General features: G+C 69.8%; 23 protein-coding genes. 15 read left to right on the top strand and 8 right to left on the bottom strand.

The features are described from left to right. Positions 1-5: 5 nt before the first annotated feature. Genes ABEA30_RS02950 through ABEA30_RS02970 form a run of 5 tightly spaced genes read left to right on the top strand, consistent with a single transcriptional unit; the run spans position 6 to position 5,106 of the window. On the top strand, positions 6-1,349 hold the full coding sequence (locus ABEA30_RS02950) for an MFS transporter (protein WP_345578731.1): 1,344 nt from the start codon (positions 6-8) through the stop codon (positions 1,347-1,349). Beyond that, positions 1,346-2,737 carry an MFS transporter gene (locus tag ABEA30_RS02955; protein WP_345578734.1) on the top strand — a complete coding sequence of 464 codons (1,392 nt, stop codon included), beginning with the start codon at positions 1,346-1,348 and terminating at the stop codon, positions 2,735-2,737. Before ABEA30_RS02950 ends, ABEA30_RS02955 begins: the two co-directional genes overlap by 4 nt. 10 nt (positions 2,738-2,747) lie before the next feature. Continuing rightward, positions 2,748-3,164: a molybdenum cofactor biosynthesis protein MoaE gene (locus ABEA30_RS02960; protein WP_345578737.1), complete on the top strand. Its 417-nt coding sequence runs from the start codon at positions 2,748-2,750 to the stop codon at positions 3,162-3,164. Continuing rightward, positions 3,161-3,904: a HesA/MoeB/ThiF family protein gene (locus ABEA30_RS02965; protein ID WP_345578740.1), complete on the top strand. Its 744-nt coding sequence runs from the start codon at positions 3,161-3,163 to the stop codon at positions 3,902-3,904. The genes ABEA30_RS02960 and ABEA30_RS02965 overlap by 4 nt, the downstream gene beginning before the upstream one ends. After that, positions 3,904-5,106, top strand: coding sequence for a molybdopterin molybdotransferase MoeA (locus tag ABEA30_RS02970; RefSeq protein WP_345578743.1), 1,203 nt, complete (start codon positions 3,904-3,906; stop codon positions 5,104-5,106). Before ABEA30_RS02965 ends, ABEA30_RS02970 begins: the two co-directional genes overlap by 1 nt. A 129-nt stretch (positions 5,107-5,235) precedes the next feature. Here ABEA30_RS02970 and ABEA30_RS02975 read toward each other — a convergent pair whose 3' ends face one another. Next, entirely contained in the window at positions 5,236-5,682 is a 447-nt protein-coding gene (locus ABEA30_RS02975) for a restriction endonuclease (protein ID WP_345578746.1), read from the bottom strand. A gap of 103 nt (positions 5,683-5,785) precedes the next feature. Between ABEA30_RS02975 and ABEA30_RS15905 the strand changes: the two genes are divergently transcribed. After that, the gene (locus ABEA30_RS15905; RefSeq protein WP_386085994.1) at positions 5,786-5,962 is read left to right on the top strand and encodes an ATP-binding protein; all 177 of its coding nucleotides are present in this window, start codon (positions 5,786-5,788) and stop codon (positions 5,960-5,962) included. Between the two features lie 196 nt (positions 5,963-6,158). Here the strand turns inward: ABEA30_RS15905 and ABEA30_RS02985 are convergent, their stop codons facing one another. Together ABEA30_RS02985 and ABEA30_RS02990 are read right to left on the bottom strand one after the other, a co-directional pair. After that, positions 6,159-6,521 (bottom strand): type II toxin-antitoxin system death-on-curing family toxin, encoded by a 363-nt coding sequence (locus ABEA30_RS02985; RefSeq protein WP_345578749.1) that lies wholly within the window; start codon positions 6,519-6,521, stop codon positions 6,159-6,161. After that, entirely contained in the window at positions 6,518-6,721 is a 204-nt protein-coding gene (locus ABEA30_RS02990) for a CopG family transcriptional regulator (RefSeq protein ID WP_227735400.1), read from the bottom strand. Before ABEA30_RS02990 ends, ABEA30_RS02985 begins: the two co-directional genes overlap by 4 nt. Positions 6,722-6,938: 217 nt before the next feature. On the opposite strand from ABEA30_RS02990, the gene ABEA30_RS02995 reads away from it, so the two are divergent. After that, entirely contained in the window at positions 6,939-7,562 is a 624-nt protein-coding gene (locus tag ABEA30_RS02995; protein WP_345578754.1) for a hypothetical protein, read from the top strand. Positions 7,563-7,662: 100 nt separating this feature from the next. Here ABEA30_RS02995 and ABEA30_RS03000 read toward each other — a convergent pair whose 3' ends face one another. From ABEA30_RS03000 to ABEA30_RS03010, 3 genes are all read right to left on the bottom strand, one after another. Next, positions 7,663-7,836, bottom strand: coding sequence for a Txe/YoeB family addiction module toxin (locus ABEA30_RS03000; RefSeq protein WP_345578757.1), 174 nt, complete (start codon positions 7,834-7,836; stop codon positions 7,663-7,665). 71 nt (positions 7,837-7,907) lie between these two features. Beyond that, positions 7,908-8,426 (bottom strand): DUF488 domain-containing protein, encoded by a 519-nt coding sequence (locus ABEA30_RS03005; RefSeq protein ID WP_345578760.1) that lies wholly within the window; start codon positions 8,424-8,426, stop codon positions 7,908-7,910. Between the two features lie 10 nt (positions 8,427-8,436). Beyond that, the gene (locus ABEA30_RS03010) at positions 8,437-9,630 is read right to left on the bottom strand and encodes an HNH endonuclease signature motif containing protein (protein WP_345578763.1); all 1,194 of its coding nucleotides are present in this window, start codon (positions 9,628-9,630) and stop codon (positions 8,437-8,439) included. Between the two features lie 91 nt (positions 9,631-9,721). Here ABEA30_RS03010 and moaC point away from each other — a divergent pair, with 91 nt between their 5' ends. Further along, positions 9,722-10,198 carry a cyclic pyranopterin monophosphate synthase MoaC gene (gene moaC, locus ABEA30_RS03015; RefSeq protein WP_425584598.1) on the top strand — a complete coding sequence of 159 codons (477 nt, stop codon included), beginning with the start codon at positions 9,722-9,724 and terminating at the stop codon, positions 10,196-10,198. On the opposite strand, the gene ABEA30_RS03020 is transcribed toward moaC, so the two are convergent. Further along, positions 10,175-10,789: a DUF4386 domain-containing protein gene (locus ABEA30_RS03020; RefSeq protein WP_345578769.1), complete on the bottom strand. Its 615-nt coding sequence runs from the start codon at positions 10,787-10,789 to the stop codon at positions 10,175-10,177. The genes moaC and ABEA30_RS03020 overlap by 24 nt on opposite strands. Before the next feature lie 56 nt (positions 10,790-10,845). On the opposite strand from ABEA30_RS03020, the gene ABEA30_RS03025 reads away from it, so the two are divergent. Next, on the top strand, positions 10,846-11,493 hold the full coding sequence (locus ABEA30_RS03025) for a TetR/AcrR family transcriptional regulator (RefSeq protein WP_345578772.1): 648 nt from the start codon (positions 10,846-10,848) through the stop codon (positions 11,491-11,493). Here the strand turns inward: ABEA30_RS03025 and ABEA30_RS03030 are convergent. Then, positions 11,490-12,008, bottom strand: a complete 519-nt coding sequence (locus ABEA30_RS03030) for a MogA/MoaB family molybdenum cofactor biosynthesis protein (protein ID WP_345578775.1) — start codon at positions 12,006-12,008, stop codon at positions 11,490-11,492. The genes ABEA30_RS03025 and ABEA30_RS03030 overlap by 4 nt on opposite strands. A 64-nt stretch (positions 12,009-12,072) precedes the next feature. On the opposite strand from ABEA30_RS03030, the gene modA reads away from it, so the two are divergent. Genes modA through ABEA30_RS03060 form a run of 6 tightly spaced genes read left to right on the top strand, consistent with a single transcriptional unit; the run spans position 12,073 to position 18,047 of the window. Then, positions 12,073-12,777 (top strand): molybdate ABC transporter substrate-binding protein, encoded by a 705-nt coding sequence (gene modA / locus ABEA30_RS03035; protein ID WP_345578778.1) that lies wholly within the window; start codon positions 12,073-12,075, stop codon positions 12,775-12,777. Continuing rightward, positions 12,774-13,547 carry an ABC transporter permease gene (locus ABEA30_RS03040; RefSeq protein ID WP_345578781.1) on the top strand — a complete coding sequence of 258 codons (774 nt, stop codon included), beginning with the start codon at positions 12,774-12,776 and terminating at the stop codon, positions 13,545-13,547. The genes modA and ABEA30_RS03040 overlap by 4 nt, the downstream gene beginning before the upstream one ends. After that, positions 13,540-14,592 carry a sulfate/molybdate ABC transporter ATP-binding protein gene (locus ABEA30_RS03045; RefSeq protein ID WP_345578784.1) on the top strand — a complete coding sequence of 351 codons (1,053 nt, stop codon included), beginning with the start codon at positions 13,540-13,542 and terminating at the stop codon, positions 14,590-14,592. Before ABEA30_RS03040 ends, ABEA30_RS03045 begins: the two co-directional genes overlap by 8 nt. Positions 14,593-14,636: 44 nt before the next feature. Next, positions 14,637-16,085 (top strand): amidophosphoribosyltransferase, encoded by a 1,449-nt coding sequence (purF, locus tag ABEA30_RS03050; protein WP_345578787.1) that lies wholly within the window; start codon positions 14,637-14,639, stop codon positions 16,083-16,085. Next, entirely contained in the window at positions 16,079-17,122 is a 1,044-nt protein-coding gene (gene purM / locus ABEA30_RS03055; protein ID WP_345578838.1) for a phosphoribosylformylglycinamidine cyclo-ligase, read from the top strand. The genes purF and purM overlap by 7 nt, the downstream gene beginning before the upstream one ends. After that, positions 17,115-18,047 (top strand): hypothetical protein, encoded by a 933-nt coding sequence (locus ABEA30_RS03060; protein WP_345578790.1) that lies wholly within the window; start codon positions 17,115-17,117, stop codon positions 18,045-18,047. Before purM ends, ABEA30_RS03060 begins: the two co-directional genes overlap by 8 nt. The last annotated feature ends 38 nt before the right edge of the window (positions 18,048-18,085 follow it).

Genomic DNA, 18,085 nt, shown 5'->3' on the forward strand with positions numbered 1-18,085 from the left:
CGCGAGTGAGCAAACACCTCATCGAGGTCGCGCCCATCCACGACACCGGTAAGGGCGCCGGCCGGGTGTTGACGATGTCCACCATCGCCTTCACCCTCATGTTCGCCGTGTGGCTGATGTTCGGCATCCTCGGCATCCCCATCCAGAAGGAGTTGGGGCTCTCCGACGAGGAACTGAGCTGGATCTCCGCCCTCGCCGTCCTCAACGGGTCGATGTGGCGGCTACCCGCCGGCATCCTCGCCGACCGCATCGGCGGCCGTCGCGTCACCCTGTTCCTCCTGTTCGCCTGCGCCATCCCGGCCTACCTGGTCTCGACGGCGCAGAACTACGCGATGCTGCTGGTGCTGGCGTTCCTCGTGGGCTTCGCCGGCAACCTGTTCTCCGTCGGCACCGCATGGAACTCCGCCTGGCACTCCAAGCAGCGCCAGGGCCTGGCGCTCGGCGTGTTCGGCGCGGGCAACGTCGGTGCGTCGGTGACGAAGTTCATCGGCCCGGTGCTGATCGCCTCGACGGCGGGCTCGACGCTGTTCCTGGGCATCCAGGGCGGGTGGCGCCTGATCCCCGTGATCTACGCCGTGTTGCTGGTCATCACCGGCATCGTGACCTGGGTGGTCGTGCCGCACGTCGACCGGGCACCGGGCAGCGCGAAGCCCGTCTCCGAGATGCTCAAGCCGCTGCGCAACGTGCGCGTCTGGCGCTTCAGCCTCTACTACGTGGCCGTGTTCGGCGCGTACGTGGCGCTGTCGGCGTGGCTGCCCAAGTACTACGTCGACAACTTCGACATCGACCTGGCCGTGGCCGGCCTCCTGACGGCGACGTTCATCTTCCCCGCCTCGTTGCTGCGCCCCGTCGGCGGGTGGATGAGCGACCGGTGGGGCGCCCGCAAGGTCATGTACTGGACGTTCGCGCTGATGCTGGTGACCAGCGGCATCCTCATGATGCCCAACGGCCACATCACGATCGTCCACCCGGACGGCTCGGAGACCGAGCACCTGCGCTACGCCATGGAATTGCCCTGGTTCGTGCTGCTGGTGTTCCTGCTGGGCTGCGCGATGGGCTTCGGCAAGGCGGCGGTGTTCAAGCACATCCCCGAATACTTCCCCGACAACGTCGGTTCCGTCGGCGGTCTCGTCGGCATGCTCGGCGGGCTGGGCGGCTTCATCCTGCCGCCGCTGTTCGCCTACTCGAAGACGTGGTCGGGCTTCCCGAGCAGCACGTTCTTCGTCATCTTCATCCTCACGGTGATCTGCGCCGCGTGGATGCACATCACGATCGTCCAGATGCTCCACGAGAAGACGCCGGAACTCGCCGGCACGATCGAACGACCCATGGAGGAGGCCAGGCAATGAGTACGACGAAGCTGGAGACGAAGGGCGACTGGCTCGTCTCGTGGGATCCCGAGGACGAGTCCAAGTGGGACAAGAAGCTCGCGTGGAACACGCTGACGATCTCGACGTTCACGCTGACGCTGTGCTTCGTCGCGTGGTTCTTGCCCAGCGCCATCATCCCGAAGCTCAACGCACTGGGCTTCACGTTCACCCGGCCGCAGCTGTACTGGATGGCCGCGATGCCCGGCCTGTCCGGTGGCCTGCTGCGCCTGGTGTGGATGGTCCTGCCGCCGAAGATCGGCACCCGCAAGATGGTGACGCTCACCACCCTCCTGCTGATCCTTCCCGTGCTCGGCTGGGGTTTCGAGGTCACCAACCCGGACGTGCCCTACTGGCGGTTGATGGGCCTGTCGTTCCTCGCCGGCATCGGTGGTGGCGCGTTCTCCGGCTTCATGCCGTCGACGTCCTACTTCTTCCCCAAGCGCATGCAGGGCACCGCGCTGGGCCTGCAGGCCGGCATCGGCAACTTCGGTGTCTCGCTGGTGCAGCTGCTGACGCCGTGGCTGATCTCGTTCGGCATGTTCGCGTTCCTGGGTTCGCAGCAGATGGTCAACGCGGGCAAGGACCCGGTCACCGTCTGGTACCAGAACTCGGCGCTGGTCTACATCCCGTTCATCATCGCCGGCGCCATCTGGGCCTACATCGCGTTGAAGTCGGTGCCGGTCAAGGCCAACATCAAGCAGCAGTTCGACATCTTCGGCAACCCTGACACCTGGCTGATGACGCTGCTGTACATCATGACGTTCGGCACCTTCTCGGGCCTGTCGGCCCAGTTCGGCCTCCTCATGGCCAACCTCTACGGCGCGTACAACCCGATGATCGTCGAGGGCTCTGGAGAGACGGCACGGGTGCTGATCGAGGGCTATGCGTTGCCCGACCCGGTGAAGTTCGTCTTCCTCGGCCCCCTCGTCGGCGCCGGCGCCCGCATCCTGTTCTCCCCGCTGACCGACCGCATGGGCGGCGCCATCTGGACGTTGATCTCGGGCATCGGCATCCTCGCGTCCATCCTGATCACCATCCCGTCGCTGACCCCGGACTACAGCAGCGCCGAGGCGCTGAAGGGCTCGTTCAACCTGTTCCTGTGGGGCATGCTCGCGATCTTCCTGTTCTCCGGCATCGGCAACGCGTCGACCTTCAAGCAGATGCCGATGATCTTCGAGCGGCGTCAGGCAGGCGGCGTGATCGGCTGGACCGGGGCCATCGCGGCCTTCGGCCCGTTCCTGTTCGGCGTGGGCCTGACGATCATGTCGCCGACGGTGTTCTACGTCATCGGTGCCGCCTTCGCAGTGATGTGCATCGTGATCGCGTGGGTCCGGTACGCGCGCCCCGGCGCGCCGCGCCCCAGTTAGCATGGCGGGCGTGACCAGCTTCGCCGCAGTGACCTCGAACGACATCGACACCGACGCGCTCCTGGCCTCGGTCTCCGACGACCGGGCCGGCGCCGTCGTGACGTTCGCCGGGGTCGTGCGCAACCACGACCATGGCAAGGCCGTCACGGCCATCGAGTACGTCGGCCACCCGTCGGCCTCCGACGTGATGGCTGGGGTGATCGCCGAGTTCGAGGGCCGCGACGGCGTGCACGCGATCGCGGCGCAGCACCGCGTCGGGCACCTCGGGATCGGGGGAGTGGCGCTGTTCGTCGCGGTCGCCGCCTCGCACCGGAAGCAGGCGTTCACCTGCGCCTCGGACCTCGTCGACAGGGTCAAGGAGGTGCTGCCCATCTGGAAGAAGCAGTTCCTCGCCGACGGCACGCACGAGTGGTCGGAGTGCCCGTGAACCATCCGGACCTGACCGAGGCACAGCTCGAGCGCTACGTCCGCAACATCGACGTGGTGGGCATGGGCGTCGAGGGGCAGCAGCGGCTGCTCGCGTCGTCGGTGCTCGTGATCGGGGCCGGCGGCCTCGGCTCGGCTGCCCTGCCGTACCTGGCGGCGGCAGGCGTCGGCCGGATCGGGGTCGTGGACGGCGACCACGTCGAGCTGAAGAACATGCAGCGCCAGGTGCTGCACACCGAGTTGGGCCGCAACAAGGCCGTCTCCGGCGCCGAGCGGTTGCGGGCGTTGAACCCCGACGTCACCGTCGAGGAGTACCCGGAGTACGTGGACCTGGAGCGGGCCAAGGAACTGTTCACCGGCTACGACCTGGTGATGGACTGCTGCGACACGTTCGGCGCGAAGTTCCTCATCTCCGATGCGGCCGAGGCCGTGGGGGCCCGGCTGGTGTGGGCCACCGCCGTCGGCATGCAGGGGCAGTGCTCGGTGTTCGGGGTGCCGGACGCGTACGGAAACCGCCTGTACCTGCGCGACCTCATCCCGTTCGAGCCCGCCGACGGCCAGTACCCGAAGGCCACCGACATCGGCGTGCTGGGGGCCATGGTGGGCCAGATCGGGTCGCTGCAGGCGACCGAGGCGGTCAAGCTGCTCGCCGGGTACGGCGAACCCCTGGTGGGGCGGGTGATGGTGCTCGACGCGGCCCGTGGCCGCTGGTCGGTACTGCCGTTGCGCAAGGCCGCGTGATGCTGAGCGTCGAGGAGTACCTCGAGCGGGTGCTGGCGCTGGCCACCGTGCTGCCCGCCGAGGACGTGTCCGTCTCGGAGGGGGCGGGGCGCGTGTTGGCCGAGGACCTGGCCGCGCGGTTCGCCGTGCCGCCGTTCGACAACTCCGCGATGGACGGTTTCGCGGTGCGCGCGGCTGATGCCGCCGCAGGGGCCCGGCTGCGTGTCGTGGGCGATGTCCCGGCCGGCGCCTCGTCCGCGCCCGAGGTGGGGGCGGGGGAGTGCGCCCGGATCATGACGGGTGCCCCGATGCCGCCCGGAGCCGACGCCGTGGTGCCGGTGGAACTGACGGACCAGCCGATGGGCGACGTGCCGCTGCCCCAGTGGGTGGTGGCGCGCGAGGCCGTGGCCGCCGGGCGCCACGTCCGGCGGCGGGGCGAGGACGTCGCCGTGGGCGATGCCGTGCTGCGTGCGGGCTCCGTGTGGGGGCCGGAGGCGACGGGTGCCGCGTCATCGATCGGGTATGCGACGGTGCCCCTGCGGCGCCGGGTACGCGTCGCGGTCTTGGCGACGGGCGACGAGCTGATGGCGCCCGGCGAGGCGTTGGGCTTCGGGCAGATTCCGGATTCGAATTCGTACCTGCTGGCCGGCCTGGTCGCGCGCTTCGGGGGTGAGGTGCTGCTGCGGCGCGCCGTCGGCGACGATCCGGACGAGTTCCGTGCGGCGCTCGACGAGGCGCTGGCCGCCGACGTCGTGGTCACCACCGGTGGCGTGTCCGTGGGCGCCTTCGAGGTGGTCCGCCAGGTGGTGGAGGGTGACATCGACTTCGTGAAGGTCGCCATGCAGCCCGGCAAGCCGCAGGCCAGCGGGCTGCTGCGCGCGCCCGACGGTCGCCCCGTGGCGTTCCTCGGCTTCCCCGGCAACCCCGTGAGCGCGTGGGTGTCGGCGTGGCTGTTCCTGCGCCCGCTGCTACGAGCCTTCGGTGGCGCCGAGGGGCAGACGGAGCTTCTCACACTGCCGGTGCGCCAGCTCTGGCGAAAGGCGCCGGGGCGCCGGCAGTACATCCCGGTGCGGATCGTCGACGGGGGCGTGGCGCCGTCGCACGCGCGGGGCTCCGGCTCACACCTGGTGGCGTCGCTGCACTTGGCCGACGGGATTGCCGTGGTGCCGGAAGACCTCGACGCCCCGGGCGAGACCGTCGAGGTGCTGCTCACCCGAAGCTAGGGCATCCGCGGCCGCGAACCCGACTTCGTAGGTGGCAATGGCCCCCTATTAGCAGAGCAACGAGCAGATGCGCGATCATGCCGCTGTCAGAGTGGACGCGTGAGGCCGGAGCGAGCGCTGGGCGGCCAGCTACTCGAAGAAGTCTTCGTCCAGTTCCACTGATCGGTAAGTGTTTGTGACTTGAACGCCCACCTCGTAGCGGATCATCAGCGAAGCGAGTCTGTGCCCATCGATGAGGATGAGGCGCGTCGGAGTGCGGTCGGCGTAGTCGATTGCCTCCCGCGTGAATCGGGATGTGGTGATGAAGACGCCAGCATCTCCCTTTCCGCTGAGGGCACCCACAAACCCCTGAAGCGCGGGGCGGCCGATGGAGCTGTCAGCGGCATACCGCTTGGCTTGGACGTAGACGCGCTTGATTCCGAGCGCGTCGGAGTCAATGATCCCGTCGATCCCTTTGTCACCGGATGTTCGGGTCACCTGTGAACGGCCCTCAGCTCCGCCGTATCCCATTGCCACCAGAAGCCTTACTACTGCCCGTTCGAAGAACTCTGGGGCACCCTCGCGGAGCCGATCCAAGAGATCGGCCGAAACTGCGTTCTCTACCCGCCTGATTCCCTGCTCGATCTGCTCGAACCTGTTCTTCCAACTCGTCTCATCCCGCTACGAACACGCCTCCCTGATCCTCACCTCGAACCTCCCGTTCTCCGGCTGGGGAGGAGTGTTCCGAGACCAGGTTGTCGCCGCCGCGATGATCGACCGGATCGTCCACCACGCCGACGTCCAACGGCACACTGTTTCGTACCTTCATGGGCTGCTCGCCGTGCCGTTTCTGCGGCATGAACAAAGGTGCCGTTGAGTACACCGACGGCACGTACGTTTGGCTGAGGGTCTCTCGCGCGACATCCACGAACACGCGGTGCGCCTTCCTGACGAGCTTGTTCGCCATGCGCGGGAGCGGCTGGACACGCTTGAGGGTCGTGACGTCGGGCCAGATTGGTGGATCGGCGCGACAGCCAAGGAGGCGCAGATACGCCCGGTCATGCCGCTGGTGGTCAGTGCCAAGACGCGAGGCGCGTCGATACCTCCTGGTACGTCGCGGTACCGCTGGCGACCGCGATCACGAGGTCGTACGCCTCGTCGTCAGGCGCATCCAAGTCGATGCCATTGAGTCCGTAGAACACCACCAGCGACAGCCAGCCCAGACGCTTGTTCCCGTCGACCAGGGCATGGTTGCCGACCAACGATTCCAGCAACACCGCTGCCTTGTCATCGAGACCGGGATACGCATCCCGACCGAAGACGCTCACCCGCGGACGGTGGACCGCGGAGTCGAGCAATCCGATGTCGCGAACGGGACCAACTCCAAGGTCCTCCACCAACGACAAGACATCTTCAAGGGTGAGGTACTCGATCACTGGCCCAACCGGTCGAGCAGATCGGCGTAGCGGGCCCGAGCCGCGGTGGACAGCAGCCGCACCTTGTCCTCGCGGAGTCGTCGTGCGGCTGCTTCTCGGATAGCACGTACGGTGGCTTCCTGTTTGCTCACCCCTTCGGCCTCGGCGAGCAGCGCGAGGGCCTTCTCGTCCTCAGGTTCCAGCCGGAGTGTCATAGCCATGCCATCATGATACCAGTGTGGTATCTCACGCTCATGCTGCAGTCTGTGAGGTGGCCTTTGCTGCGGACGGGGCCTGAACATGGGCGCGGCCAATGCGCCCTGACGTGCCGTGACTAGTTGCGCATGGTTTCGGCCCACGAGTTCCTCACTCTCACTGGGCGAGGGCATCGCGGCTCACGTGGTCCGATCCGCGCCCCTCAGCAGGCAGGCGACGGACATGCCACCATTGCGATATGACCCTGCCTCGCCACACGACGGACGCCGCTGGCAGGAGGTCGCGTCGTCCGACGGACGCGTCCTGCATCCACTGGCGCAGTGGCGGCACATGTGCGACGCCCTGCACGACCCGGACTCGTGGCCGCCGGAGGGTCATCTCCCGCGCCCCGACCACGACGCGCTGCGCGCGCACCTGCCGGCGTCTGGGGAGGTGACCTACGCGGTGTGGGAGGGCTACGGGTTCTGGGGAGGTGGCGCTGTCGAGGCGCACCACCCCGACCTGACGACCCACGAGATCCCGGTGCCGAGCCGGATCCCCGGAGGCGTCGAGCCGGTGTTGGCCCTGCCACACCGGCGCTACCGCTTGTTCCGGGCGCCCCTGGCCGCGCACGAGACGTGGGTCGAGGGCGAAGATCTCGCGCAGTCGGCCAACCTCGTGTGGCCGGACGATCACGTGTGGTGTCTGGCCACCGAGATCGACTTCGCCTTCACGCTGCTCGGCTGCGAGCGCGCTGTCGCGGAAGCCGTTCTCGCCGATCCCGCTCTTGAAGCGTTCGAGGTTGATGTGGACGACAACATGAGCTGGTCTGGGGACGCCATCAATCCGGCGCCACGGCGGCCCTGAAAGCTCCGTCCGCGGCGGCATCTCAGACTCTGGTGCAGCCAGACGCTGCAGTCAGGCAACACACGCATTTCTCGGTGCGCATCTGCCGCGCAAGCGATCTCTATCCGTAGTGGTACCGGCAGGCGGCGATACGGACTTCATCGCGCACGATCTTGTAGATCAGACGATGTTCGTCAGTGATCCGGCGGGACCAGTAGCCCGCAAAGTCGTGCCGGAGCGCCTCGGGTTTGCCATGCCTCGTTGCCATTGCGTTGAATGTCGAGGAGGAGGGCATTGATCCTCTCCAAGACTTCACCGCGCCCGCTAAGCGTCCCGCGTCGTGCCAGGCAAGCGCCGACTCGATGGCTATCCCGGGTAGGTGACGGTCATGGCCGCCACCTGGGCGCCCGGTGTGAGGGTGGCCGGGTCTGCCTTGGTGGGCGACATGATATGGCGCACGTCGCAACCATGGGCCAGGAGGTGGTCGGCGATGATCCGACGGTGGCACCGCCACCACACGGCCTCTGAGCACATGACCGTGGGGCGGCTGGCCTCCAGCGCGCGGAATCGTGCGAGGCCCTGCTCGAACTCCTCGCCCAGCGCCCAGTCGGCGTAGTTGTGGAAGCTCTGGTTGCGCCACATGCCGTTGACGGACGGGTCCACGGTCTTCGACTTGTTCCGTCGCCCGCCCAGGTCCTCGATCCGTAGGTACTCGATGCCCTGTGCCGGGAGCGTTGCGGCGAGCACGTCACTGTTGAAGTGCGGGAACTTGCGGGATCCGGGCAGGCTGCGCACGTCGGCCAGCACGCCGACCCCGTGGGCGGTGAGCAGTTCGACGAATTCCTCGAGGCTTCTGTCCGAGTGACCGACGGTGAACAGGGGCATGGACCCCAAGCTATTCGCGTTGCGGGGTGAAGTACACGGAAACCGGGTCGATGCTCTGCCCCCGGTGGGCCAGTTGCCACTTTCCCGGCGGGTATTCGGGGCGGGGCGGCGGGTTGCCGCGTGGGGGCGGTGCGATGGGCAGGCCACCGCGTCCGAAGAAGTTGAACTGGCCCGGTGACCGGCCCAGGGTGATGCTGTACAGGCCCCGGTGGTGCAGGTCATGGTGCCTGGGGCACAGCGAGACCAACTCCTTGGCATCCGTGCGGCCGCCGTCGATCCAGTGGATGACGTGATGGGCCTCCACGAACCGGGTGACGGGGCAGCCAGGGTAGCGGCACCCCTTGTCGCGGTCTTCGATGAGCCGACGGGTGCGCAGCGGGACGATCCGCTGGGTGCGACCCACGTTGACGGGCTCGCCCTCCGTCTCCCACACGGGCACGACGGCACCGTCGCACGTGAGGCGACGCAACAGGTGCTCCGGTACGGCACCCTTCTTGTTGAGCCAGCCGTTGCCCGAGGTGTCGAGGTGGAGCAGCACGCGGTACTTGGACTGCCGCGACGTGGACTCCACGCCTGTGAGGGAACGGTTGAACACCTCGAGGAAGCCGTCATAGAGCGTGGCGTCGGTGTCTCCGGCCTTGAACAGCGCGTCCTTGGCCTCCCGGATGGCGGTCTCGATGAGCTCGCCGTCTGCCAGATCCGTCTCGAGGCGCAGGCTGTACCTGCCGTTGTACACCGTCGAATAGGTGCGGAACTCCACCGGCCTGGGCGTGGGCTTCTCGGGCTGGATGGGACGCTTGACGTCATGGTCGTCGAAGACGTACTTCGACAGCGTGCGGCGCAACTGCACCACCGTGGTGAACTCCGCCATGCGAGCCACGGACGCCACGTACGTGTCTGGCGTGTGCACCGCGATCACCATGGCCTGGTCAAGCGAGAGCCGCCCTTCGCCCATCATGCTCAGTACCGGTTCCATGGCGGTGCGCCGCTGCGCGATCTTCACCACTCCCGTGGCCTGGGCGGGTGAGAGGCAGAAGTAGACCTGGAGCCAGTGCTCGGGCGAACGGATGCCGTCTCCGGCCCAGTTCTCGTCGGTGAGCAGGCCGACGGCGTGGTCGATGACCGAGACGTGGAACTGCGCCAGCTGCCCCGCGAGCACGGCGGCAGCCTCGATCTGCGCTTGGAACACCGCTGCCGAAACCATGTACCCAAGATAAAGCCGGCCTCCGACAATTCCGCCACAGGTGCGAATCCCCGTCGGAGATGGGCCGCTGACGGCTCGTGCCGTTCGCTAGATTGCTCCCATGGAGTTCACGCATCTCGATGCCCAGGGCCAGGCCCGCATGGTCGACGTCACCGCCAAGCAGCCGACGGTCCGCTCCGCCACGGCCGTCGCAACGGTGCGCACCTCGCCGGAGGTCGTCGAGGCGCTACGCTCCGGCACCGTCCCCAAGGGTGACGTGCTCGCCGTGGCCCGCATCGCCGGCATCGCCGCGGCGAAGAAGACGCCCGACCTGCTGCCGCTGGCGCACGTCATCGGCGTGCACGGCTGCGTGGTGGACCTCGAGATCACCGACGGCGGCGTGGACATCACGGCCACCGTGCGCACGGCGGACCGTACCGGCGTCGAGATGGAGGCGCTCACGGCCGTCACTGTGGCGTCGCTGGCCGTCGTCGACATGGTCAAGGGCGTCGACCGCTCAGCGGAGATCGTCTCGGCCAGGATCACCGCCAAGAGCGGCGGCCGCTCAGGCGACTGGGTGCGCCCGTAGCCCCCGGAATGTCAGCCACAGGCCCAGGCCGAGCTCCCACAGCACGATGGGCAGCGCCAGCAGCCCGGCCACCGGCGACACCTGCGGCACCAGCCCGAACAGCGTCAACCCAGCAGACACGGCCAGCAACGGGGCGCCGATCAGGCCGACGACGGGGATGGCCCGCGGCACGAGGCGGGCCCGGTGGAGCGCGCTGCCCAACAGCGCCGCGTTGACCGCAGGGATCAGGCCGGGGCCCAGCAGGAACGCCCAGTCGTGCACCGCGACCAGCGCGGCCTCGCGCGCCGCCGTGACCGACAGCATGGCCACCACGCCCAGCATCACCAGCCCGGCCTCCAACGTGCGAGCCGCCACGAAGCCGAGGGCGCGCGTGGGATGCAGCGAGCGCAGCGCGGGGTAGATGGCCACCGCCGTGCCGATGCAGGCGAGCGCCAAGGCGATCTCCAGCACCGCGGCCCACTGAAGTGCCGTGCGCGCACCCTCCGCGCCGGGATCCGCCAGCGCGGGGGCCTTGAGCGCCAAGGCGGGAATCGATGTGACGATGGTCAAGAGGTAGAGCAGCCCGGTGGCGAGCGAGGCGGTGCGGTACATGGGGCCATCCTTTGTGTGTACGGCGTACACACGGAGACTATGTGTACGGTGTACACATGTCAACGAGCGAGCGGGTGACGCGGGAGCGGGTGGTCGAGGCCGCCGTCGAACTGGCCGACGCCGATGGCCTCGACGCCGTGAGCATGCGCTCGGTCGCGGGACGGCTGGGCGTGGTGCCGATGGCGCTGTACCGGCACGTGAGGAACAAGGAGGACCTCGTCGGCGCCATGGTCGACGAACTCATCGGCCGCTACGACCCTGCTGGTTCGCAGGGGGAGTGGCAGGCGGAGGTCCGCGGCCGGGTCCTCTCGGCGCGCCGGGTCCTGCTCCAGCACCCCTGGGCGCGGCGTGCCATCGAGTCTCGCGCGACACGGACGCCGGCCGTCCTCGGGCACATGGATTCGCTGGCGGGCGCCTTCATCCGGGGCGGGATCTCGCCCGACCTCACGCACCACGCCATGCACGCGCTCGGCCACCGCATCTGGGGCTTCAGCCCCGAGGCGTTCGACGACCCCGATGCCGTCGTGCCGCCGGAGGACCCGGCCGAACTCGCGGCGCTGGCGTCGAGGATGGCTGAGGAATACCCGGCGATCGTCGCGATCGCGACGGGCTCACCGTGTGACGAGGACTTCGAGTTCGAGTTCGCGCTGGACCTCATCCTCGACGGCGTGGCGCGGCTGCACGACAGGGGCTGGCGCTCCTAACCCGCAGACGGCGGGGCGCTCATGTCGTGGTCTGCGCCGTCCAATTGGTCCACCACGTGGTGCAACAGCGGCCCCACCACGGTCAGAGTGTCACGCACGCCGCCCCTCGACCCGGGCGCGTTGATGATCAGCGCGCGCTTGGCGTCAGGCAACGCCAGCACCCCCGCGACACCACGGCTCAACAGAGCCAGCGGCTGCTTCTCGGCGCCCCGGCGCCTGACCTCCTCCATCAGCCCGGGCACCTCGTAGGCGATGACGTCGCGCGTGACCTCCACGGTCACGTCGGCAGGGTTCACCCCGGTGCCGCCCGTGGTCACGACGATGCGCGCGCCGCCGTCGACCGCCGAGGCGATGGCGAGCCGGATCTGCTCAGGGTCGTCCGGCACGATGACCGGCCCCGACACGTCGAAGCCGAGCTCCTGGAGCGCCGCCACGGCGATGGGTCCGGAGCGGTCCTCGTAGATGTCGGCGGACGCGCGGTCGGAGCAGGTGATCACGGCGGCGGGATGGCTCATGGGCCTCAGCCTAGGCGATAGGTTGTAGGCGATGATCGGCGCCATGACCAGCGGAGGAGGTGCCATGCGGGCTGCAGTCACCGTCGCGGCGCTCGCCCTGGCACTGGCGGCCTGCGGCTCCCCTGCGGGCGAGGGTCCGGTCGTGTTCGCCGCCGCCTCGTTGGCCGAGGTCCTGCCGCGAATCGAGCCCCGGGCGCAGTACTCCTTCGACGGCTCGTCCGGGCTCGTCGACCAGCTCGCCGCCGGCGCCCCCGCAGATGTGTTCGCCTCGGCGGACCGGCGCACGATGGACCGCGCCGTCGGCGAAGGGCTCATCGACGGCGAGCCCCGGATGTTCGCCACCAACCACCTGGTGCTGGTGGTGCCGACGGGCAACCCCGCCGCCGTGACGGGGTTCGACGCGTCGCTCGACGGCGCCAAGCTGGTCGTCTGCGCGCCTGAGGTGCCCTGCGGCGCCGCCGCGCAGCGCCTGGCCGGCGCCCACCGGCTGACGCTGCGCCCGGTGTCGGAGGAGACCAAGGTCACCGACGTGCTCGGCAAGGTCGAGTCGGGAGAGGCCGACGCCGGCCTCGTCTACGCCACAGACGCGGCGGCGTCGGGCGCCGTCGAGGTCATCTCGGTACCGGGCGCCGAGGCGGACCCCAACACCTACTGGGTGGCCGTCGTGCGCGGCGCACCGCACCCGGACGCCGCGCGGGCCTTCGTCGACCGGCTCGCGGGCGAGTGGGGCGCGCAGTTGCAGGACCTCGGCTTCGGGCCGCCCGCATGAACGTGCCACGGTGGGCGTGGCTGCCGTTCGGTGCCGCCGTCGCCCTGCTCGCCGTCCCCCTGCTGGGGTTGGTGATCCGCGCCCCGTGGGCCCGGTTGCCCGAACTGCTCGCCTCCGAGCGCGCCATGGACGCGCTGACGCTGAGCATCGGCACGTGCGTGGTCTCGACGCTGATCGTGCTGGCCCTCGGCGCGCCCACTGCCCTGGTGCTGGCCCGCGCGAGGGGCAGCTGGGCGCGCTGGGTGCGCACGCTCGTGACCGTCCCGATGGTGCTGCCGCCCGTCGTCGCCGGCCTCGCCCTGTTGATCACGCTGGGCCGCCGCGGGCTGATCGGCCAGCCGCTCTCGGTGCTGGGGATCGAGATCGGGTTCACGACGGCGGCGGTCATCGCCGCGCAGACGTTCGTGGCGCTGCCGTTCCTCGTGGTGTCGATGGAGGGCGCCCTGCGCGCGGCCGGCGACGACTACGAACGCGCCGCGGCGCACCTCGGGGCCAGCCCCACCCGCACGTTCTTCACCGTCACGCTGCCGATGCTCGCCCCTGCCGTGGGCTCGGGCACTGCGTTGGCGTTCGCCCGGGCCCTGGGCGAGTTCGGCGCCACGCTGACCTTCGCCGGATCTCTGCAGGGCGTCACGCGGACCCTCCCGCTGGAGATCTACCTGCTCCGCGAGGGCGACACCGACCTCGCGCTCGCCCTCGCCGTCGTGCTCCTCGCGGTGGCCGCCGCCATCGTCGGCGTCTCCCACGGCCTGAGGAGCGTGCATGACTGACGCGGTGCGCATCGATGCGACGGTGGCCTCGCGCGGGCTCGACCTGGCCGTCGGCATCCCCGAAGGCGTGACCGTCGCCGTCGTGGGGCCGAACGGCGCGGGCAAGTCCAGCCTGGTCCAGCTCATCGCAGGCAGCCTGGCGCCGGACGCCGGTTCCGTGTCGCTCCTCGGCGAGACCGTCTCCGCCCCCGGGCGCATTGTGCCGGTGCACCGGCGCCGCATCGGTCACCTCGGGCAACGCGCCCTCCTGTTCCCGCACCTCAGCGTGCTGGACAACGTCGCCTTCGGGCCCCGCTCGCGGGGTGCGACCAGGGCGGCGGCGCTGGAGCGCGCCGCGCGGGAGTTGTCCGGGGTGGGCCTCGCCGACCTCGGCTCCCGGCGCCCCTCCCAACTGTCGGGCGGGCAGGCGCAGCGCGTGGCGCTGGCGCGGGCGCTCGCCATCGACCCCGACGTCATGCTCCTCGACGAACCCTTCGCCGCGTTGGACGCCACCGTGACGCCCGAGTTGCGTCGACTGCTCCGCGTGCGCCTGCGCGGGCTCACCACGGTGCTGGTGACGCACGACTTCCTCGACGTCGTGGCGCTGGCCGACCACGTGATCGAGCTGCACGGCGGCTCCCTCGCGGGGGGTGGCCCGGTCGAGAACACCGTGCAACGGCCCGCGACGGAGTTCCTGGCCCACTTCGTCGGCCTCAACCTGCTGCGCGGCAGGGCCCACGGGGGAGCGTTGGCGCTGGGTGGGGGCATCTCGGTGGCCGGGCTCGCGGACGAGGGCCTGGTCGACGGCGAGGCGCGCGCCGTCTTCCCACCCACCGCCGTGTCCGTGTTCCGGGCGGCGCCGCACGGGAGCCCGCGCAACGAGCTGCCCGCCGTCGTCGAACTGGTCGAGGACCGCTGGCCGGTGCAGCGGGTCACGCTGGCCGTCGCGGGGCAGCGCATGGCGGCGGATCTGACCCCTGAGGCGGTGCGGGAACTGGCCCTCGCGCCCGGCGAGCCCGTCGTCGCCGTGCTGAAGGCCACGCAGGTGGCGCTGTATCAGGGCTGACCGACGATGGGGGCTCCACGGCGCGTGGGCGGTAGGCTTGGCGGGTGATCAGCACTGACGATCCCAGGGATTACGAGGGCCCCAAGGAAGAATGCGGCGTCTTCGGCGTGTTCGCGCCCGAGGAGGATGTCGCCCAGCTGACCTTCTACGGGCTGTTCGCCCTCCAGCACCGCGGGCAGGAGTCGGCCGGCATCGCGGCCAGCACCGGCAACCGCATCATGGTGTTCAAGGACATGGGGCTGGTCTCGCAGGTCTTCGACGAGTCCACGCTGAAGTCGCTGCCGGGCAGGCTCGCGATCGGCCACACGCGCTACTCCACGCACGGCGCCAGCGAGTGGAACAACGCGCAGCCCACCTTCCGCGCCACCCCGCACGGCGGCCTGGCGCTGGCGCACAACGGCAACATCACCAACACCGAGGAACTCGAGGGGTGGCTCCACGAGCTCGCGCCCAGCGAGTCGGTGCCGCACAAGAACCGCGTGATGGACTCCACCAGTGACACCGCGCTGATCTCGGCGCTGATCGCCAGCTTCGACGAGGGCTCGCTCGAGGCGGCCGCGCTCAAGGTGCTGCCGCGCCTCACCGGCGCCTATTGCCTGACGTTCATGGACGAGACCACGCTGTACGCCGCGCGGGACCCGCACGGCATGCGCCCGCTGGTGATCGGCCGCCTGCAGAGCGGCTGGGTCGTGGCCTCCGAGACCGCCGCACTGGACATCGTCGGTGCCAGCTTCGTGCGCGAGGTCGAGCCCGGGGAGTTCATCTCCATCGACGAGCGGGGCCTGCGCGCGCAGCGCTTCGCCGCGCCAGACCCGAAGGGCTGCATCTTCGAGTACGTGTACCTGGCGCGCCCCGACACCACCATCGCCGGCCGCAACGTGCACTCCGTGCGGGTCAACATCGGCCGCAAGCTGGCTGAGGAACATCCCGTCGAGGCAGACCTGGTCATCCCGGTGCCGGATTCCGGCACGCCGTCGGCCATCGGCTACGCGCAGGGCTCTGGCATCCCCTACGGACAGGGCCTCGTCAAGAACGCCTACGTCGGCCGCACGTTCATCCAGCCCACGCAGACCATCCGCCAGCTCGGCATCCGGCTCAAGCTCAACCCCCTCAAGGACGTCATCGCGGGCAAGCGCCTCGTCGTCGTCGACGACTCCATCGTCCGCGGTAACACGCAGCGCGCCCTCGTCCGGATGCTGCGCGAGGCGGGCGCCGCGGAGGTGCACGTGCGGATCTCCTCGCCGCCGGTCGAGTGGCCCTGCTTCTTCGGCATCGACTTCGCCACCCGCAACGAACTGATCGCGCCCGGCCTCACCGTCGACGAGATCTGCCGCTCGATCGGCGCCGACTCGCTCGGCTACATCTCGCTCGACGGCCTCACCGAGGCCACCACCGTGCCGGCCGGCAACATGTGCCGCGCCTGCTTCGACGGCAAGTACCCCGTGGCCATCCCACCCGCTCAGGCCAAGCTGCTGAACCTGGAGGTATCGTGAACCAGAGTGCCTACGCCACCGCAGGCGTCGACATCGAGGCCGGAGACCGCGCCGTCGAACTGATGAAGGCCCACGTGGCCAGGACCAACCGGCACGAGGTGCTGGGTGGGCTCGGCGGGTTCGCCGGGTTCTTCGACGCCGCCGCGTTCAAGGACTACGACCACCCGGTGCTGGCCACCTCCACCGACGGCGTGGGCACCAAGGTGGCCATCGCGCAGGCCATGGACAAGCACGACACCATCGGCTTCGACCTCATCGGCATGCTGGTCGACGACCTGGTGGTCGCCGGCGCCGAGCCGCTGTTCGTCACCGACTACATCGCGTGCGGCAAGGTCGTCCCCGAACGCATCGCCGCCATCGTGCAGGGCATCGCCAACGCGTGCGTCGCCGCCGGCTGCTCCCTCATCGGCGGCGAGACCGCCGAACACCCGGGCCTGCTCGGGCCCGACGAGTACGACATCGCCGGCGCCACCACCGGCGTCGTCGAGAAGTCGAAGATCCTGGGCGCCCACCGCGTGCGCGTCGGCGACGCCGTCATCGGCATGGCGTCCTCCGGCCTGCACTCCAACGGCTACTCGCTGGTGCGCCACGTGCTCCTCCAGCAGGCCGGTTGGAGCCTCGACCGGCACGTCGACGACCTGGGCCGCACGCTGGGCGAGGAACTCCTCGAGCCCACCAAGGTCTACGCGCTCGACGTGCTCGACCTCATCCGCAACGTCGAGGTGCACGCCATGAGCCACGTCACCGGCGGCGGCCTCGCCAACAACCTCGCGCGGGTCATGCCCGACGACCACACCGCGGTGCTGCAGCGCTCGAGCTGGACCCCACCGTCGATCTTCCGGCTCGTGCAGCAGCTGGGCGAGGTGTCGCAGCCCGACATCGACGCCACGCTGAACATGGGCGTGGGCATGGTGGCCATGGTGCCGCAGTCCGAGGTCGACGCCGCGCTGCGCCTGCTGAACGGCCGCGGCGTGCAGTCGTGGGTGCTGGGCGGGGTGCAGGCGGTCGAGGGCCCCGGCGCCGCAGTCCTTGTCTGACCAGCTGCGGTACCTGGCCGACGCCGACGTCACCGCGGCGCTACCGGGCCCGTTGCGCGCGGTGGAGCTCGCGGCCCAGGCCCTGAGGCTGCGTGCGGGCAGCGCTGTGCAGGTGCCGCCCAAGCCGCAGGTGACCTTCGGGGCCAACGCCTTCGCCGACGCCATGCCGGTGGCCGCGCCCGGGCTGCTCGGCTGCAAGTGGATCACGCTGGTGCCGGCCAACGCCGAGCGCGGGTTGCCGACCGCCGCCGGGCTCATGGTCGTCTGCGACGCAGAGACCGGCCTGCCCGTGTGCGTCATGGCGGCCGGCGCCCTCACCGCGCTGCGAACGGCAGCCGTCACCGGCGCATGCCTCAGGGCCTTCGTCCCGACGACGGAGCCCGTGGCCTTCGTCGGCACCGGCACCCAGGCCCGCTCACACCTGCGAGTGCTCGCGGCCCTCGGGTACGCCCACGTCACCGTCGTGGGCCGTCGCGCCGAGGCCCTGACACCGCTGCAGGAGTTCGCCGGTGGCCTCGGGATGGAGATCGGGGTGACGCAGTCGCGGGAGGCGCTCCGGGGCGCCCGCGCCATCGTCACGGGGCTGCCCATCGGCCTGCACGGCACGCAACTCGACTGTGGCAACCTGCGCGACGACGTGGTGCTCCTGCCGCTCGACTATGCCAGCTCGGTGGGCCCCGAGCTGGCCGCCACCTGCACGGTGTGGTCAGACGACGTCGACCAGTTCGCCGCGGTGGCGCCGGTGAAGATGGGGGAGCGGTACCCGCCGGCCACCGGGTGGGTCGGACGCCACCTTGGTGGGCCCCGCCCGTCGGGGCGGCTGCTCTGCCAGAACCTGGGCAACGCGGCCAGCGACATCGTGGTGGCGGCCGAGGTGGCGGCCAATGCCGCTCAGCTCGGCCTCGGGGCGCTCCTGCCCCGGTGAACCCCGCGCCGGCGAACAAACCCCACCGGGGTCCGGGC

This window comes from Tessaracoccus lubricantis (assembly GCF_039544535.1).
GTDB lineage: Bacteria > Actinomycetota > Actinomycetes > Propionibacteriales > Propionibacteriaceae > Arachnia > Arachnia lubricantis.

What these genes read in the sequence shown, in the direction of transcription:
- ABEA30_RS02955 (WP_345578734.1), top strand. Translation starts at nt 1,346, where the DNA reads ATGAGTACGACGAAGCTGGAGACGAAGGGCGACTGGCTCGTCTCGTGG.
- ABEA30_RS02970 (WP_345578743.1), top strand. Translation starts at nt 3,904, where the DNA reads ATGCTGAGCGTCGAGGAGTACCTCGAGCGGGTGCTGGCGCTGGCCACC.
- ABEA30_RS02990 (WP_227735400.1), bottom strand. Translation starts at nt 6,721, where the DNA reads ATGGCTATGACACTCCGGCTGGAACCTGAGGACGAGAAGGCCCTCGCG.
- ABEA30_RS02995 (WP_345578754.1), top strand. Translation starts at nt 6,939, where the DNA reads ATGCCACCATTGCGATATGACCCTGCCTCGCCACACGACGGACGCCGC.
- ABEA30_RS03000 (WP_345578757.1), bottom strand. Translation starts at nt 7,836, where the DNA reads ATGCCCTCCTCCTCGACATTCAACGCAATGGCAACGAGGCATGGCAAA.
- ABEA30_RS03005 (WP_345578760.1), bottom strand. Translation starts at nt 8,426, where the DNA reads ATGCCCCTGTTCACCGTCGGTCACTCGGACAGAAGCCTCGAGGAATTC.
- ABEA30_RS03010 (WP_345578763.1), bottom strand. Translation starts at nt 9,630, where the DNA reads ATGGTTTCGGCAGCGGTGTTCCAAGCGCAGATCGAGGCTGCCGCCGTG.
- ABEA30_RS03020 (WP_345578769.1), bottom strand. Translation starts at nt 10,789, where the DNA reads ATGTACCGCACCGCCTCGCTCGCCACCGGGCTGCTCTACCTCTTGACC.
- ABEA30_RS03025 (WP_345578772.1), top strand. Translation starts at nt 10,846, where the DNA reads ATGTCAACGAGCGAGCGGGTGACGCGGGAGCGGGTGGTCGAGGCCGCC.
- ABEA30_RS03030 (WP_345578775.1), bottom strand. Translation starts at nt 12,008, where the DNA reads ATGAGCCATCCCGCCGCCGTGATCACCTGCTCCGACCGCGCGTCCGCC.
- modA (WP_345578778.1), top strand. Translation starts at nt 12,073, where the DNA reads ATGCGGGCTGCAGTCACCGTCGCGGCGCTCGCCCTGGCACTGGCGGCC.
- ABEA30_RS03040 (WP_345578781.1), top strand. Translation starts at nt 12,774, where the DNA reads ATGAACGTGCCACGGTGGGCGTGGCTGCCGTTCGGTGCCGCCGTCGCC.
- ABEA30_RS03045 (WP_345578784.1), top strand. Translation starts at nt 13,540, where the DNA reads ATGACTGACGCGGTGCGCATCGATGCGACGGTGGCCTCGCGCGGGCTC.